Source organism: Kitasatospora sp. NPDC093679, from assembly GCF_040683455.1.
GTDB lineage: Bacteria > Actinomycetota > Actinomycetes > Streptomycetales > Streptomycetaceae > Kitasatospora > Kitasatospora arboriphila.
The window spans coordinates 1-14855 of the sequence record NZ_JBFBDW010000002.1 but is presented as its reverse complement, the minus strand read 5'-3'; the positions used below and the strand labels follow the sequence as shown (position 1 = coordinate 14855).

Annotated in this window: 14 protein-coding genes; 6 read left to right on the top strand and 8 right to left on the bottom strand. The window is 74.9% G+C overall.

The annotated features are described in order from the left end of the window. The first annotated feature begins 14 nt into the window (after positions 1-14). The 3 genes from AB0O09_RS02115 (at position 15) to AB0O09_RS02105 (ending at position 3761) form a co-directional block, all read left to right on the top strand. The gene (locus AB0O09_RS02115; protein WP_363539293.1) at positions 15-1349 is read left to right on the top strand and encodes an MFS transporter; all 1335 of its coding nucleotides are present in this window, start codon (positions 15-17) and stop codon (positions 1347-1349) included. Between the two features lie 282 nt (positions 1350-1631). Further along, positions 1632-2639, top strand: coding sequence for a 2-hydroxyacid dehydrogenase (locus tag AB0O09_RS02110; protein ID WP_363539291.1), 1008 nt, complete (start codon positions 1632-1634; stop codon positions 2637-2639). Between the two features lie 159 nt (positions 2640-2798). After that, positions 2799-3761, top strand: coding sequence for a cytochrome c oxidase assembly protein (locus AB0O09_RS02105; protein ID WP_363539746.1), 963 nt, complete (start codon positions 2799-2801; stop codon positions 3759-3761). Positions 3762-3849: 88 nt separating this feature from the next. On the opposite strand, the gene sigJ is transcribed toward AB0O09_RS02105, so the two are convergent. The 8 genes from sigJ to AB0O09_RS02065 form a co-directional block, all read right to left on the bottom strand. Continuing rightward, positions 3850-4728, bottom strand: coding sequence for an RNA polymerase sigma factor SigJ (gene sigJ / locus AB0O09_RS02100; protein WP_363539289.1), 879 nt, complete (start codon positions 4726-4728; stop codon positions 3850-3852). A 25-nt stretch (positions 4729-4753) separates the two neighbouring features. Continuing rightward, positions 4754-5635: an urease accessory protein UreD gene (locus AB0O09_RS02095; protein WP_363539287.1), complete on the bottom strand. Its 882-nt coding sequence runs from the start codon at positions 5633-5635 to the stop codon at positions 4754-4756. Continuing rightward, positions 5632-6309 carry an urease accessory protein UreG gene (gene ureG, locus AB0O09_RS02090; RefSeq protein WP_363539286.1) on the bottom strand — a complete coding sequence of 226 codons (678 nt, stop codon included), beginning with the start codon at positions 6307-6309 and terminating at the stop codon, positions 5632-5634. Before ureG ends, AB0O09_RS02095 begins: the two co-directional genes overlap by 4 nt. Then, positions 6299-6955 (bottom strand): urease accessory UreF family protein, encoded by a 657-nt coding sequence (locus tag AB0O09_RS02085; protein WP_363539284.1) that lies wholly within the window; start codon positions 6953-6955, stop codon positions 6299-6301. The genes ureG and AB0O09_RS02085 overlap by 11 nt, the downstream gene beginning before the upstream one ends. Positions 6956-6965: 10 nt before the next feature. Further along, on the bottom strand, positions 6966-8717 hold the full coding sequence (locus tag AB0O09_RS02080; protein ID WP_363539282.1) for an urease subunit alpha: 1752 nt from the start codon (positions 8715-8717) through the stop codon (positions 6966-6968). Continuing rightward, positions 8710-9021, bottom strand: a complete 312-nt coding sequence (locus AB0O09_RS02075) for an urease subunit beta (protein WP_359986227.1) — start codon at positions 9019-9021, stop codon at positions 8710-8712. The genes AB0O09_RS02080 and AB0O09_RS02075 overlap by 8 nt, the downstream gene beginning before the upstream one ends. A 14-nt stretch (positions 9022-9035) precedes the next feature. Continuing rightward, on the bottom strand, positions 9036-9338 hold the full coding sequence (locus AB0O09_RS02070; RefSeq protein ID WP_344628329.1) for an urease subunit gamma: 303 nt from the start codon (positions 9336-9338) through the stop codon (positions 9036-9038). Between the two features lie 206 nt (positions 9339-9544). Continuing rightward, positions 9545-10534, bottom strand: a complete 990-nt coding sequence (locus AB0O09_RS02065; protein ID WP_363539280.1) for an endonuclease/exonuclease/phosphatase family protein — start codon at positions 10532-10534, stop codon at positions 9545-9547. A gap of 277 nt (positions 10535-10811) precedes the next feature. Here AB0O09_RS02065 and AB0O09_RS02060 point away from each other — a divergent pair, with 277 nt between their 5' ends. From AB0O09_RS02060 to AB0O09_RS02050, 3 genes are all read left to right on the top strand, one after another. Continuing rightward, positions 10812-12041, top strand: coding sequence for a glycerophosphodiester phosphodiesterase (locus AB0O09_RS02060; RefSeq protein WP_363539278.1), 1230 nt, complete (start codon positions 10812-10814; stop codon positions 12039-12041). Positions 12042-12253: 212 nt separating this feature from the next. Further along, positions 12254-13261 (top strand): sphingomyelin phosphodiesterase, encoded by a 1008-nt coding sequence (sph, locus tag AB0O09_RS02055; protein WP_363539276.1) that lies wholly within the window; start codon positions 12254-12256, stop codon positions 13259-13261. A gap of 144 nt (positions 13262-13405) precedes the next feature. Then, positions 13406-14809 carry an NADP-dependent succinic semialdehyde dehydrogenase gene (locus AB0O09_RS02050; protein ID WP_363539274.1) on the top strand — a complete coding sequence of 468 codons (1404 nt, stop codon included), beginning with the start codon at positions 13406-13408 and terminating at the stop codon, positions 14807-14809. The last annotated feature ends 46 nt before the right edge of the window (positions 14810-14855 follow it).

The following is a 14855-nucleotide window of genomic DNA, read 5'->3' as shown; positions in this document are numbered from 1 at the left end:
AAGAGGGGGAGACCATGGCTGCCACGGCCATCACTCCGACGTCCACCGGCGCACCGGCGCCACGCACCGCACCCGGCTTCGCCCTGCTCGGCACCGTCCAGGCGACACTGATCTTCACCCTGATGGCGATCTCCGTGCCGCTGCCCGACATCGGCCGCGAGTTCGGCCTCGACCACAGCCGGCTCGTCCTGCTCAACGCCGCCTACGGGCTCTCCTTCGCCGCCCTGCTGCTGCTCGGCGGCCGGCTCACCGACCGCTACGGCGGCCGCCGGATGCTCACCACCGGCCTGGTGGTGCTCGGCCTCGCCTCGATCGCCGCCCCGCTCGCCCCCGGCTACACCGCCCTGCTGCTGCTCCGCTTCCTCCAGGGCGCCGCCGCGGCCCTGGTCGCCCCGGCCGGCATGGCCGTCCTCAAGACCCTGCTGCCCGGCCCCGCGGCCTACGGCCGGGCGATGGCCACCTGGGGCGGACTCTCCGTGCTCGGCGCCACCACCGGCAACCTCGCCTCCGGGGCCGTCGCCAGCTGGCTCTCCTGGCGCTGGATGTTCGCCGTCCCGGTGGTCGTCGTCGCCGCCGCCCTCGCCCTCGCCCCCGCACTGCTGCCCCGCGACCCCGCCCGCGACCGGCGCCCCGCCCTCGACCTGCCCGGCGCCGTCCTCGCCACCGCCGGCACCGTCCTGGTCAGCTACGGCCTCGTCCTCACCGAGACCGGCGGCTGGCAGCTGCCGCTCGCCCTCGGCCTGCTGGTGCTCGCCGCCTTCGTGCTCCGCGAGCGGCGCGCCGCCGAGCCGCTGCTGCCGCTCGGCTTCCTGCGCGGCGGACGCCGCCTGCTCGGCCTGGCCGCCACCCTGCTGAGCGCCGGCGGCACCGCCACCCTCTTCCTGCTGCTCACCCTGCACCTCCAGCAGGACCTGGGCTGGACCCCGCTCGCCACCTCCGGCGCCTTCCTCCCCTACGCCGCCGCACTGCTCCTCGGCGGGCAGGCCGCCGGGCCGCTGGTCGGCCGGGTCGGGCCGAAGGCCGTCACCGCGATCGGTCTGGCCACCGGCGCCGCCGGCCTGTTCGCCCTCGCCCACCTCGGCACCGGCTCCGGCTACCTGCCGCTCGTCCCCGGGCTGGTGCTGCTGCCCTTCGGTGCGGCCCTCGCCTTCGCCGGAGCCGCGGTGCTCGCCACCGACGGCGTCCCGGAGGAGCAGATCGGCCTGGCCGGCGGCGTGCTCAACACGGCGATGGAACTCGGCCCGACCGTCCTGCTCACCGCCCTCCTCACGGTCGGCTCGGGCGGCGCCGCACTGGCCGCCGCCGGCGCCCTCTTCGCCCTCACCGCCCTCGCCGGCGCCCTCACCTGACCGGCCGTCCCACCAGGGGCAGCCCCCAGGGGCGCGTGGGGGCACCTCCCGGCCGAAGGCCGGGGGAGAACTGCGCAATTCGGAAGCGATCGCCACCACAGCATCGGGCCGAGCCCTGATCCGTACGACGACCCGCCCCCGGACTGCGCAGTTCCCCGCGCCCCTACGGGTGCACCCACCGCCGGTCCGGAGGGACGATCGGCCCATGGCCGGGGTCCGGGGCACACCATAGGTTGGGAGAGCCACCGCAGGGCCCGAGAGCGAGCAGGAGGAGCGACCCCGATGGAGATCCTCGCCTACGGCGTGCAGACCGACGAGCGTCCGCTGCTGGACGCGGCGTTCGCCGGCCGGCACCCGCTGCGCATGCTGGACGTCTTTCTCACCCGGGACACCGCCCCGCTCGCCGACGGCTTCCCGGTGGTGTCCAGCAGCGTCAACGACGAGCTGGACGGCGTGGTGCTGGCCCGGCTCGCCGCGGGCGGCACCAAGCTGATCACCCAGCGCTCCACCGGCTTCAACAACATCGACCTGGCGGCCGCCCGCGACCTCGGCCTGACCGTCGCCCGGGTCTCCCACTACTCCCCGCACGCCGTGGCCGAGCACGCCTGGGCGCTGGCGCTGGCCGTGAACCGGCGGCTGCTGCGGGCGGCGAGCCGCACCCGCGAGTTCGACTTCCGGCTGGACGGCCTGCTGGGCCGGGACGTCCACGGGATGACCGTCGGCGTGATCGGCACCGGCAAGATCGGCGAGTGCTTCGCCCGGATCGCGCACGGCTTCGGCACCGAACTCCTCGGCTGGGACGTCGCCCCCAACCCGGCCTGCCGGGAGCTCGGTCTGCAGTACGTCGACAAGGACGAGCTGCTGGAGCGCAGCGACCTGGTCAGCCTGCACGTGCCGCTGCTGCCGGACACCCGCCACCTGATCGACGCGGCCGCGCTCGCCCGGATGAAGGACGACGCGATCCTGGTGAACTCCAGCCGCGGCGGCCTGGTCGACAGCGCCGCGCTGGTCGAGACGCTGCGGTCCGGCCGGCTCGCCGGGGTCGGCCTGGACGTGTACGAGGAGGAGACCGGCGTCTTCTTCACCGACCGGTCGGTGCACGGGGTGACCGACGACGTGCTGGCCCGGCTGATGACCTTCCCGCACGTGCTGGTCACCTCCCACCAGGCGTACTTCACCAGGACCGCGGTCGGCCAGATCATCGCGGCGACCGTCCGCAACGTCGAGGACTTCGCGGCCGGCCGCACCGGCGAGAACATCCTCGTCCCGGCCGCCGGCGCCGCCGGCTGACCGCGCCGCGCCCGCCGGGAGCGGGGCCGGGTTCGGTCCGTTCGTAAGCGCCGCCTAGGCTGTGCCGGAAGCAAAACGGACGAACCGGACCGGCCTGCGGGCGGGTCCGGTCGGCACCAGCGAAGGCAGGACGCGCCGATGGGCGACGGCATGGCAGGGATGCACCACCACGGCGGAACGGGCACGCTCGGCCCGTACAACCCGTCCGCCGCGCTCGGCTGGTCGCCGGACTGGCCCTTCCTGATCGGCGCGGTGCTCGCCCTCGGCCTCTACACGGCGGCCGCGATCCGGCTGTGGCGGCGCGGCGACAAGTGGCCGGTCGGCCGGATGATCGCCTGGACGGCGGGCACCGGCACGGTCGTCCTGGTGACCTGCACCGGGCTGAACGACTACGGCATGGTGCTGTTCAGCGCGCACATGATCCAGCACATGGTGCTGTCCATGCTCTCCCCCATCCTGCTGCTGCTCGGCGCCCCGATCACGCTGGCGCTGCGGGCCCTGCGCCCGGCCCGCAAGGGCAGCGGCCGCGGCCCGCGCGAGCTGCTGGTGGCCCTGCTGCACAGCCGGTACGTCCGGGTGGTCTCGCACCCCGGCGCCACCATCCCGCTGTTCGTCGCCAGCCTGTACGCGCTGTACTTCTCGCCGCTGTTCGACTACCTGATGCAGTACCGCCTCGGGCACCTCGCGATGATGGTCCACTTCCTGGCGGTCGGCATGCTCTTCTTCTGGCCGATCATGGGCGTGGACCCGGGTCCGCACCGGCCGGGCTACATCATGCGCATCCTGGAGCTCTTCGTGGGGATGCCGTTCCACGCCTTCTTCGGCGTGGCCGTGATGATGGCGACCCACCCGCTGGTGACCACCTTCACCGACGCCGCCGCCCCGCCCGGCACCAAGCTGCTGGACGACCAGGAGCTGGCCGGCGGCATCACCTGGGCGTTCGGCGAGATCCCGACCGCGATCGTGCTGATCGCCCTGACCCTCCAGTGGGCGCGGTCCGAGGAGCGGCAGGCCCGCCGCCGCGACCGCGCCGCGGACCGGGACGGCGACGCCGAGCTCGCCGCCTACAACGCCTACCTGGCCTCGCTGGACCGGCGCGGCCGCGCCGCCGACGCGGGCTGAGCCCCCGCCCCGCCGCACCCGCCACGAGCCCCGCCCGGTGCGTACCGGGCGGGGCTCGCCGCCGTTCGGGTCCGCGTCCGGGCCGGGGTCAGTCCTCCAGGAGGTCCAGGTCGAGCCGGGCGAGCCGCTCCGGGTCGGCCAGGACGTCGATCGCGACGATCAGGCCGTCGGCGACCACGAAGTCCATGACCGAGACCGGCCGGCCGTCGACCACGGTGACCGTGCCGGCCCCGCCGTTGACCAGCGCCGGCCGGGAGAACGGCGCCATGTGCCGGAACCGGAACGCCTGCGAGGCCACCTCGCGGGCCCCGCGCACCACGATCAGCGGCGCGGCCGGGCCGTCGTCGGCGCGCAGCACCACCTCCGGGTGGAGGACGGCGACCAATGCCTCGAAGTCGCCGCCGCGGGAGGCGGCGAGGAAGGCGTCCACCACCTCGCGGCGGCGCACCGGGTCAGGGTCCGGCGCGGGAGCCGCGCCCTGGACGCGCCGCCGGGCACGGCTGGCGAGCTGCCGGGCGGCGGCCGGGGTGCGGTCGACGATCGGCGCGATCTCGTCGAACGGCAGGCCGAACATGTCGTGCAGCACGAAGGCCAGCCGCTCGGCCGGGGCGAGCTGCTCCAGCACGACGAGCAGGGCGAGCCCGACCGAGTCGGCGAGCAGCGCCTGCTGTTCGGGGTCGGTGCCGTCGGCATTCGCCACGACGGGGTCGGGCAGCCGCTCGCCGATCGGCTCCTCGCGGCGGGTCCGGCGGGTGCGGAGCATGTCGAGGCAGACCCGGCCGACCACGGTGGTGAGCCAGCCGCCCAGGTTCTCCACCTCGTCGGCGTCGGTGCGGCTCAGCCTCAGCCAGGCCTCCTGCACGGCGTCGTCGGCCTCGCCGAGCGAGCCCAGCATCCGGTACGCCACCGACCGCAGGTGGCCGCGGTGGCTCTCGAAGCGCTCGGCCAGCCAGTCGTTCCGGTCCATCGGGCCCCTCCTCGTCGGTGTGCTCTCACCTCTCTGACGTTCGGGCGGCCGCGGAGGTGACGGTTGTGCCCGAACCGTTCCGGCCGGTGTCGGGTGCGAGCAGCCGGCGCAGTGCGAGGGCGTCCGGGGCGAGGGCGGTGAGCAGGGTGGCGGGCGGGCCGTCGGCGGGGCCGGGCAGGGTGAGCAGGGCGGCGTCGGTGCCGTCCGGGGGCGGCGTCGGTGCGGGCAGGCCGACGGTGAGCAGTTGTCCGACGGTGCGGTGCGGGCCGAGGACGGCGGGGCCGTCCCAGCCGGGGGCGCCGGGGCCGAGGTCGGTCTGCTGGTCGAGCAGGATGCGGTCGGCCTGGGCGGGGCCGGCCAGGTGGACGGTGAGCCGGGCGGTGATCCGGCCGGGCGGGGCGCCGCGGGTGTGGTCGTGCAGCCGGCCGAGCACCTGTTCCTCGCGCAGCCGCAGCCGGGCCCCGGGGGCGAGGCGGACGACGGTGGTGAGCAGCAGGTGGCTGCCGGCGGCGGCGATGACGGGTTCGGGGCGCCAGTCGAGTTCGGCGTCCTCGCCGACGGTGAGGTGCAGGTCGTAGCGGGCGGGGGCGCCTCCGCGGCCGGGGAGGCTGACGGTGGCGGCGGCGCTGGTGACGGTGAGGGCGGCGCCGGGCCGGACCTCGGCGTGCAGGGCGAGCCGGTCGCCGCCGAGCGGGGCGGCCATCGAGCCGATCACGCAGACGTGGGCGGTGCCCGGGGCGCCGCGGGTGCGGCGCAGGGCGAGCGGGCCGGCGCCGGCGAGGACGGGCAGGGCGGTGCCGCCGCGGCCGTCGGGTGCGGCGGTGATCCGGGCGGTGGCGCCGACGGCGGCCGGGTGCGGGGCGGTGGTGTGCCCGGCGGCCGGGTGCCGGGCGCCGGTGACGGTCACCGTTCGGCGAGCCGGGCGCGGACCCAGGCGGCGACGGGGGCGATGCCGTCCGGGGCGGTGAGGGCGGTGAAGACGGTGGGCAGGCCGCCGCGCTGGGCCTCGGCGTCGCGGGCCATCACCGCGAGGTCGGCGCCGACCAGCGGGGCGAGGTCGGTCTTGTTGACGACGAGCAGGTCGGAGGTGGAGACGCCGGGGCCGCCCTTGCGGGGGATCTTGTCACCGCCGGAGACGTCGATGACGAAGATCTGGTGGTCGACCAGGCCGCGGCTGAAGGTGGCGGTGAGGTTGTCGCCGCCGGACTCGACGAGCACCAGGTCGAGCGGGCCGACGGTCTCCTCCAGTTCCTCGACGGCCTCCAGGTTGGCGGAGATGTCGTCACGGATCGCGGTGTGCGGGCAGCAGCCGGTCTCGACGGCGGCGATCCGCTCGGGCGGCAGGACGGCGTTGCGCAGCAGGAACTCGGCGTCCTCGGTGGTGTAGATGTCGTTGGTGACGACGGCGAGGGAGATCTCCTCGCGCAGCTCCCGGCAGAGCGCGGCGACGGTGGCGGTCTTGCCGGAGCCGACCGGGCCGCCGAGGCCGATCCGCAGGGCACGGCGGGTGCGGGTGCGGGTCTGTTCGGCGTAGGTGTGGCGGGCGGGGGCGTCGTGGGGGTCGACGTGGTCACGATGCAAAGAGGCGGACCTTCCAGGAGCGGTGCCGTTCGGCGTGGACGTCGAGCAGCGGGGCGGAGGCGGCGGGCAGGGTGCCGCGGGCGGCGGCGTCCGCGGCACCTGCGGCCACGGTGTCGAGGTCGGGGGCGAGCCGGGCGAGCACGGCGGCGACCTCGTAGGGGTCGAGGCCGAGCAGCCGCACGCAGGCGGTGGCGGGGCCGTTGACGCTCTCGTACGCGGCGAGGGCGGCGGCGTCCACGGGGGTGAGCCCGGCGGCGCGGGCGGTGGTGCCGAGCGCGACGGGCTGGTGGGGGCCGCGGGGGTGGGCGCTGTGCAGCAGGTCGAGGGCGGGGTGCGGCCAGGTGGCGCGGGCGGCGCGCAGCAGTTGGCGGCCGAGGCGGCGGCTGGTGTCGCGCAGGGCGGGTGAGGGGGTGCGGGCGTCGGCGGCGGCGTCGAGGGTGGCGGGGTCGGCGTCCTCGGCGGCGGCCGCCGCGGCGAGGGCGGCGGCGGTCAGGCCCGTGGTGTGCAGGCGTCCGGTGAGGAAGGCGGCGAGGGTGTCGGCGTCGTGGATCCGGCCGGCCCGGACGGCGGCCTCGGCGCCACCGGAGTGGGCGTGGCCGCCGGCCGGGAAGCGGCCGTCGGCGAGGAGCAGCAGGGCGGCGTGCACCTGGGCCTCCTCAGAAGAGGAAGTACCGCTGGGTGAGCGGGAGTTCGGTGGCGGGGGCGGGGGTGACGGCCTCGCCGTCGATGGTGACGGTGAAGGTGTCGGGGTCGACCCGGACGTCGGGGCGGGCGGTGTTGTTCACCATGTCGTCCTTGGTGACGCCGCGGGTGGACCGGATGGCGGTGAACCGCTTGCGCACGCCCAGCTGTTCGCCGAGCCGTTCGGGCAGCCGGTCGTCGATCGCGGCCTGCGCGGTGAAGTTGAGGGAGTTGGCGGCGGGGGCGCGGCCGGTGGCACCGAACTGCGGTCGGGGCAGCACGGGTTGCGGGGTGGGGATGGAGGCGTTGGCGTCGCCCGTCTGCGCCCACGCGATCTGGCCGCCCTTGATCACCAGGTCGGGTTTGACGCCGAAGAAGGCCGGGGTCCAGAGCACCAGGTCGGCGAGCTTGCCGGGTTCGACGGAGCCGATCTCGTGGTCGACGCCCTGGGCGGCGGCCGGGTTGATCGTGTACTTGGCGACGTAGCGGCGGGCCCGGTGGTTGTCGGCGCGGCCGTCGCCGGGCAGGGCGCCGCGGCGGACCTTCATGACGTGCGCGGTCTGCCAGGTGCGCAGCACGACCTCGCCGATCCGGCCCATCGCCTGGGAGTCGGAGCTGATGATCGAGATGGCGCCGAGGTCGTGCAGCACGTCCTCGGCGGCGATGGTGGACGGGCGGATCCGGGACTCGGCGAAGGCCAGGTCCTCGGGGACGTGCGGGCTGAGGTGGTGACAGACCATCAGCATGTCGAGGTGTTCGTCGACGGTGTTGACGGTGTGCGGGCGGGTCGGATTGGTGGAGCTGGGCAGCACGTTGGGCTGCGAGACGACGGTGATGATGTCGGGGGCGTGGCCGCCGCCGGCGCCCTCGGTGTGGTAGGCGTGGATGCCGCGTCCGGCGATCGCGGCCAGGGTGTCGGCGACGAACCCGGCCTCGTTCAGGGTGTCGGTGTGGATGGCGAGTTGGGCGCCGGTCGCGTCGCAGACCCGCAGGCAGGCGTCGATCGCGGCCGGGGTGGCGCCCCAGTCTTCGTGGATCTTGAAGCCGAGCGCTCCGGCTCTCAACTGGTCGTGCATCGCAGCGGTGTTGACGGTGTTGCCCTTGCCGAGCAGGCCGATGTTGAGCGGCAGGTCGTCCATCGCGGCGAACATCCGGGCGAGGTGCCAGCCGCCGGGGGTGATGGTGGTGGCCTTGGTGCCCTCGGCGGGGCCGGTGCCGCCGCCGATCAGCGTGGTGATGCCGGAGGCGAGGGCCTCGTCGGCGAGCTGCGGGCAGATGAAGTGCACGTGGGCGTCGATCGCCCCGGCGGTGAGGATCTTCCCGTTGCCGGCGATCACCTCGGTCTCCGGGCCGATCACGAGGTCCGGGTGGACGCCGTCCATGGTCTCCGGGTTGCCGGCCTTGCCGAGGGCGGTGATCCGGCCGTCCCGGATGCCGATGTCGGCCTTGACCACACCCCAGTGGTCGAGCACCACCGCGCCGGTGATCACGGTGTCGGGGGCGCCCTCGGCCCGGCTCGTCCGGGCCTGCCCCATCGACTCGCGGATCACCTTGCCGCCGCCGAAGACCGCCTCGTCGCCGCCGCGGCAGCGGTCCTCCTCGACCTCGATCAGCAGCGCCGTGTCGGCGAGCCGGATCCGGTCGCCGGTGGTCGGCCCGTACAGGTCGGCGTAGCGCTCGCGGCTCAGCCGCAGCGCGGGGGCGGACGGGTCGCCGCGGTCAGCCATCGAGGGCACCTCCGGTCTCGCCGCGCAGGCCGTGCACCTCGCGGCGGCCGCCGATCGGCACGAGTTCGACCTCCACCGGGATGCCCGGCTCGAAGCGGACGGCGGTGCCGGCCGGGATGTTGAGCCGCTGCCCGCGGGCAACCGCCCGGTCGAACTCCAGCCCCGGGTTGGCCTCGGCGAAGTGGTAGTGCGAGCCGACCTGGATCGGCCGGTCCGCGGCGTTCACCGCGGTCAGCCGGGTGACCGGCCGGCCGGCGTTCAGGCCGATCTCCCCCTCGCCGTACAGGATCCCGCCCGGCGTCACGGGGCCCGGCGCGTTCACTGGATCGGCCCGTGGACGGTGACGAGCTTGGTGCCGTCCGGGAAGGTGCACTCCACCTGGACGTCCGGGATCATCTCGGCGATCCCCTCCATCACGTCCTCGCGGGTGAGCACCTGCCGCCCGGACTCCATGAGTTCGGCGACGCTGCGGCCGTCCCGGGCGCCCTCCAGCACGTGCGAGGTGATCAGTGCGACCGCCTCGGGGTGGTTGAGCAGCAGACCGCGGGCCCGCCGCGAGCGGGCGACGTCGGCGGCGACGTGGACGAGCAGGCGCTCCTGCTCGCGGGGGGTCAACTTCATCTGTACGCACCTCGGGGTGGGAGGTCGGACGGTGACGAGGAGGACATTGGATCCGCCCTTTGTTGTGGACCGGTTACGCCCTACTTTCCGAGGCGTAACCGCCCGGCCCCCGCCCTGGTTACGGGCCGGCCACCCGGGGCGCGTGGGGGCACCTCCCCCACGCGCCCCGGATGGCGCGCCCTCCGCGCCCCTGGTGGCCGCCCCCTTCACAGCCGGATCCGGGCCGCCACCGGCAGGTGGTCGCTGCCGGTCCGGGCGAGGGTCCAGGTGCGGACGGGCGTGGCCCCCCGCACCAGCACCTGGTCGATCCGCGCCAACGGGAACCCCGCCGGCCAGCTGAAGTCGAAGCCGCCCCGGGCGGGCGTCAGCCGGGAGGTGACCGGGGCGAGTCCGCGGTCGTCGAGGGTGCCGTTCATGTCGCCCATGACGAGCGTCCGCCGCAGCGGCTCGGCGTCGATCGCCGCCGCCAGCAGCCGCGCGCTCTCGTCGCGCCGGGGCGTGGTGAACCCCGCCGTCGGCGAGATCCGCACCGAGGGCAGGTGCGCCACGTACACCGCCAGGTCGCCCTTGGGCGTCCGTGCGGTGGCCCGGACCCCGCGCTTCCAGTACTCGTGCACCTCGGCGGGCTTCAGGTCCACCGGCCGGACGTCGGTCAGCGGGAGGCGGGACCAGAGTCCGACGGTTCCGGAGCGTGCCCGGTAGGGGTAGACCGTGCCGAGGATCCGCTCGTACACCCCGTCCGCCGGCTCCGTCAGTTCCTCGACGGCCAGCAGGTCGGCGCCCGTCCCGGCCAGCCGGGTGGCGGTGCCCTCGGGGTCGGTGTTCTCGTCCGCGACGTTGTGCTGCACCACCGTCAGGTCGTAGCGGCCTCCGTCGCCGCCGGGCAGCAGCCGTCCGCCGAACAGGCCGGTCCAGGCGACGGCCGGCAGCAGCACCGCGGCGAGGGCGAGCGGCGAGCGGCGGAGCAGCGCCGCCGCCAGCAGCACCGGGACGGCGAGCCCGGCCCACGGCAGGAAGGCCTCCAGCAGGCTGCCGAGGTGCCAGCCTCCGTCGGGAACCAGCCGGTGGCCGATCAGCAGGAGTGCGGTGAGTGCCGCCAGGGTGGCCGTCACCCGGCCGCGGGGCCGTCCGGGCGGCCGGGCGGGTGCCTCCCGGGACGTCCGCTCCTCCACCGCCGTGCCGTCGCCCCGTGCCACCCCGTGGTACCTCCGTCCTCGGCCCTGTCGCCGTCCGCTGCGAGGACGCCGTACCCGGTCGGGCGGGTTCCGCACCGGCCGCCACCCGGAGGGAGCAGCGCGGTGCCCGTGTGCGGCGGTCCTCAGCGGCGGTCCCGAGCCGCAGTGCCGTACGGACGGGCGTCCGGGCGGGCGTTCGGCGGCGGTTGGCAGGTGGTTCGTTCCCGGTTCACCGCGTGGTGCGCACCGGCCGCCTAGGGTGCCGGGCATCGACCGAAACCCTTGGCAGGGAGGCCAGATGACGCAGCGTCCGATCGGCGGGGGATCCTCGCGCCGCACGTTCCTGCGGGCGACCGGGGCGGCCGGCCTCGGTGCGGCCGCGCTGACCGCGGCGGGGGCGACCCCCGCGTCCGCCGCCGACGACGAGCAGGCGGACGGCCGGGGCGACGCGCAGCGGGCCGCGGGGACGCGTCCGCCCGTCCGCACGGGCACCGGCCTGGACCGGCTGCCGCACCCGCTGGTGGTGGCGCACCGGGGTGCGAGCGGTTACCGGCCGGAGCACACCCTCGGCAGCTACGAGCTGGCGCTGGAGCTCGGCGCGGACGTCATCGAGCAGGACGTCGTGCCGACGAAGGACGGCCACCTGGTCGTCCGCCACGAGAACAACATCGCGGAGACGACCGACGTCGCCGACCACCCCGAGTTCGCCGCCCGGCGGACCACGAAGACGGTCGACGGCACCGCGCTGACCGGTTGGTTCACCGAGGACTTCACGCTGGCCGAGCTGCGCACGCTGCGCGCGAAGGAGCGCCTGCCGCAGCAGCGCCAGCGCAACACCCCGTACGACGGCCGCTGGCCGGTGCCGACCTTCCGCGAGGTGGTGGAGTTCGCGAACAGGCGCTCCCGCACCCTGGGCCGCCCGGTGTGGCTGTACCCCGAGACGAAGCACCCGAGTTACTTCCGCTCGATCGGCCTGCCGCTGGAGGAGCGGCTGGCGGACGAGCTGCGCCGCGGCGGGCTGGCGGGCCGCAACGGCCGGGCGGTCCTGCAGTCCTTCGAGCCGAGCAGCCTGCAGCGGCTGGCGAAGCTGGTCGACAACCCGCGGATCCAGCTGCTGAGCGGTCCGACGACGCAGCCGTACGACTTCGTGCTGGCGGGCGACCGGCGGACGGTCGCGGACCTGGTGACGCCGGGCGGGCTGCGCTGGCTGGCGTCGTTCTCGCACGGCATCGGCCCGACCACGCAGCTGATCGCGCCGGTGGACGCCGCGGGCAGGCTGCTGCCGCCGACCACGCTGGTGGCGGACGCGCACGCGGCCGGCCTGGTGCTGCACCCGTGGACGGTGCGCAACGAGAACTCCTTCCTGCCGGTCGACTTCCGCCGGGGCACCGACCCGAACGCGTACGGCGATTCGATCGGCTGGGCGCGCCGGCTCTACGACCTGGGCGTGGACGGCTTCTTCACCGACAACACGGACACCTCGGTGCTGGCCCGCGGCGACTTCTGGGCTTCCCGCGGGGTGAACTGACGATCGGTCGGCCATTGCGGCCGGGTCGGGTGCAGGCGCACCCGGCCCGGCCGCCGTGCGTCCCGGGCCCATCCGACTACCGATCGGTAGCACTGTTTCGGACGAGTTCACCGAATGCTCGCCCGATGTCTTGCACGCCGTGCGGGCGCCGAAGTTGGATGCACAACATCCCGCAACCCGACGGGTTCACGACACACCCTCACGGAGCTTCGATGCCCCTGTCGTCCGTCCGCCGCGCCACCAGAACGGCCGCCGCGGCCTGTGTCGCCGCCGCCGTGCTCGGCACGCTCGCCGCCACCCCCGCGGCGGCCGCCACCGGCGCCGCGGCCGAGAGCGCGCCGGTCACCGCGCCCGCGCTCGACGTCCTGACGTACAACGTGTTCCTGATGAGCAAGTCGCTCTACCCGAACTGGGGACAGGACCTCCGCGCGCAGGCGATCGCCTCGGCGGACTTCTTCCAGGGCCACGACGTGGTGGTCCTCCAGGAGGCGTTCGACAACGCCGCCTCCGACGCGCTGACCGCCCGCGCCTCGGCCGCGTACCCGTACCACACGCCGGTGGTCGGCCGCTCCACCGGCGGCTGGGACGCGACCTCCGGCAGCTACAGCTCGACCACCCCCGAGGACGGCGGGGTGACGCTGCTCAGCAAGTGGCCGATCCTGCGCAAGGAGCAGTACGTCTTCAAGGACGCCTGCGGCGCCGACTGGTGGTCCAACAAGGGCTTCGTGTACGCCGTGCTGAACGTCGACGGGCTGCGCACCCACGTGGTCGGCACGCACCTGCAGTCCACCGACACCGGCTGCTCCAGCGGCGAGCCGGCCGCCGTCCGGGCCAAGCAGCTGCTCGCGATGCGGGCCTTCCTCGACGCCAAGCGGATCCCGGCGGACGAGCCGATCGTGCTGGCCGGCGACCTCAACGTCGACTCGCACGGCTCCGAGTACCAGGCGCTGCTCGACAACGGCAACCTGGCCCCGGCCTCGCAGCGCACCGGCTGGCCGCACTCCTTCGACACGGTCGACAACTCCATCGCCGCCTACCGCTACCCGGGCGAGCCCGCGGAGGACCTGGACTACGTGCTGTACCGGGCCGACCACGCCCGGCCGCAGCAGTACACCAACCAGGTCGTGCGCTTCCACAGCACGCCGTGGACGGTGAGCAGCTGGGGTAAGAGCTACACGTACAACGACCTGTCGGACCACTACCCGCTCGCCGCGCACTGATCCTTCCGCACGGCGGGCACGCCGCGGCGGCCCCGCCCGCACCCCGGGCGGCCGCCGCGGCTGCGCCCCGCCCCGATCGGGGGGAGGGTGGATCCGACCGGGCCCGACCGGCACCCGCGTGCCAGAACCGAGGAGTGAGCCGCCATGCCCATCGCCACCGTCAACCCGGCCACCGGGGAGACCGTCGAGACCTTCACCCCGTACGACGACGCCGCCCTCGAACAGCGGCTCGGCCTCGCCGCCGAGACCTACCGGTCCTGGCGGACGACCTCCTTCGAGGAGCGCGCGGCGCTGCTGAAGCGCGCCGCGGACCTGCTCGACGCCGAGCGCGAGGAGATCGCCCGGACGATGACGGTGGAGATGGGCAAGCCGGTCGTCGCGGCCCGCGCCGAGGTCGCCAAGTGCGCGAAGGCGATGCGCTGGTACGCCGACCGGGCGCCGGAGCTGCTGGCCGACGAGCACCCGTCCGAGGCCGACGTGGCGGACTCCGGCGGCGCCTCGGTGCACGTGCGCTACCGGCCGATCGGCGTGGTGCTGGCCGTGATGCCGTGGAACTTCCCGCTCTGGCAGGTGGTGCGGTTCGCCGCGCCGGCCCTGATGGCGGGCAACGTGGGCCTGCTCAAGCACGCCTCGAACGTGCCGCGGACGGCGCTGGCGCTGGAGCGGGTGCTGCTGGAGGCGGGCTTCCCGCAGGGCTGCTTCCAGACCCTGCTGATCGGCTCCGCCGCGGTGGAGGGCGTCGTCCGGGACCCGCGGGTCGCCGCGGTGACGCTGACCGGCAGCGAGCTCGCCGGCCGCTCGGTCGCCTCGATCGCCGGCGACGAGGTGAAGAAGTCGGTGCTGGAGCTCGGCGGCAGCGACCCCTTCCTGGTGCTGCCCTCCGCCGACCTGGCGGGCGCCGTGCAGTGGGCGGTCACCGCACGCACCCAGAACAACGGGCAGTCCTGTATCGCCGGGAAGCGCTTCATCGTGCACGCCGAGGTCTACGAGGCGTTCACCAGGGCGTTCACCGACCGGATGAAGGCCCTGAAGGTCGGCGACCCGCTGGCCGAGGAGACCGAGATCGGCCCGCTCGCCACCTCCCAGGGCCGCGCCGACCTGGAGGAGCTGGTCGACGACGCGGTGGCCGCCGGGGCCGTCGTGGAGTGCGGCGGCGCCCGCCCGGACGGCCTGCCCAAGGAGCTGGACGGCGGCTGGTACTACCTGCCGACCGTGCTGACGGGCATCACCCCGAAGATGCGCATCCACCACGAGGAGGCCTTCGGCCCGGTCGCCACCGTGTACCGGGTGGAGAGCCTGGACGAGGCGATCGAACTGGCCAACGACACCCCGTTCGGCCTCAGCTCCAACGTGTGGACGACCGACCACGAGGAGCAGGAGCGCTGCGCCCGCGACATCGAGGCCGGCGGCGTGTTCTTCAACGGCATGACGGCCTCGCATCCGGCGTTCCCGTTCGGCGGCGTGAAGCGCTCCGGCTACGGGCGGGAGCTGTCCGGCCACGGCATCCGCGAATTCTGCAACATCACCACCGTCTGGCGCGGCCGCTGACCGGCCCGGACGCGGCAGGGGCGGGGCACGCACGCTGCGTGCCCCG

Excerpts from the sequence above, each read along its gene's own strand:
- AB0O09_RS02115 (WP_363539293.1), top strand. The coding sequence starts at position 15 with ATGGCTGCCACGGCCATCACTCCGACGTCCACCGGCGCACCGGCGCCA.
- AB0O09_RS02110 (WP_363539291.1), top strand. The coding sequence starts at position 1,632 with ATGGAGATCCTCGCCTACGGCGTGCAGACCGACGAGCGTCCGCTGCTG.
- AB0O09_RS02105 (WP_363539746.1), top strand. The coding sequence starts at position 2,799 with ATGCACCACCACGGCGGAACGGGCACGCTCGGCCCGTACAACCCGTCC.
- sigJ (WP_363539289.1), bottom strand. The coding sequence starts at position 4,728 with ATGGACCGGAACGACTGGCTGGCCGAGCGCTTCGAGAGCCACCGCGGC.
- AB0O09_RS02080 (WP_363539282.1), bottom strand. The coding sequence starts at position 8,717 with ATGGCTGACCGCGGCGACCCGTCCGCCCCCGCGCTGCGGCTGAGCCGC.
- AB0O09_RS02070 (WP_344628329.1), bottom strand. The coding sequence starts at position 9,338 with ATGAAGTTGACCCCCCGCGAGCAGGAGCGCCTGCTCGTCCACGTCGCC.
- AB0O09_RS02060 (WP_363539278.1), top strand. The coding sequence starts at position 10,812 with ATGACGCAGCGTCCGATCGGCGGGGGATCCTCGCGCCGCACGTTCCTG.
- sph (WP_363539276.1), top strand. The coding sequence starts at position 12,254 with ATGCCCCTGTCGTCCGTCCGCCGCGCCACCAGAACGGCCGCCGCGGCC.
- AB0O09_RS02050 (WP_363539274.1), top strand. The coding sequence starts at position 13,406 with ATGCCCATCGCCACCGTCAACCCGGCCACCGGGGAGACCGTCGAGACC.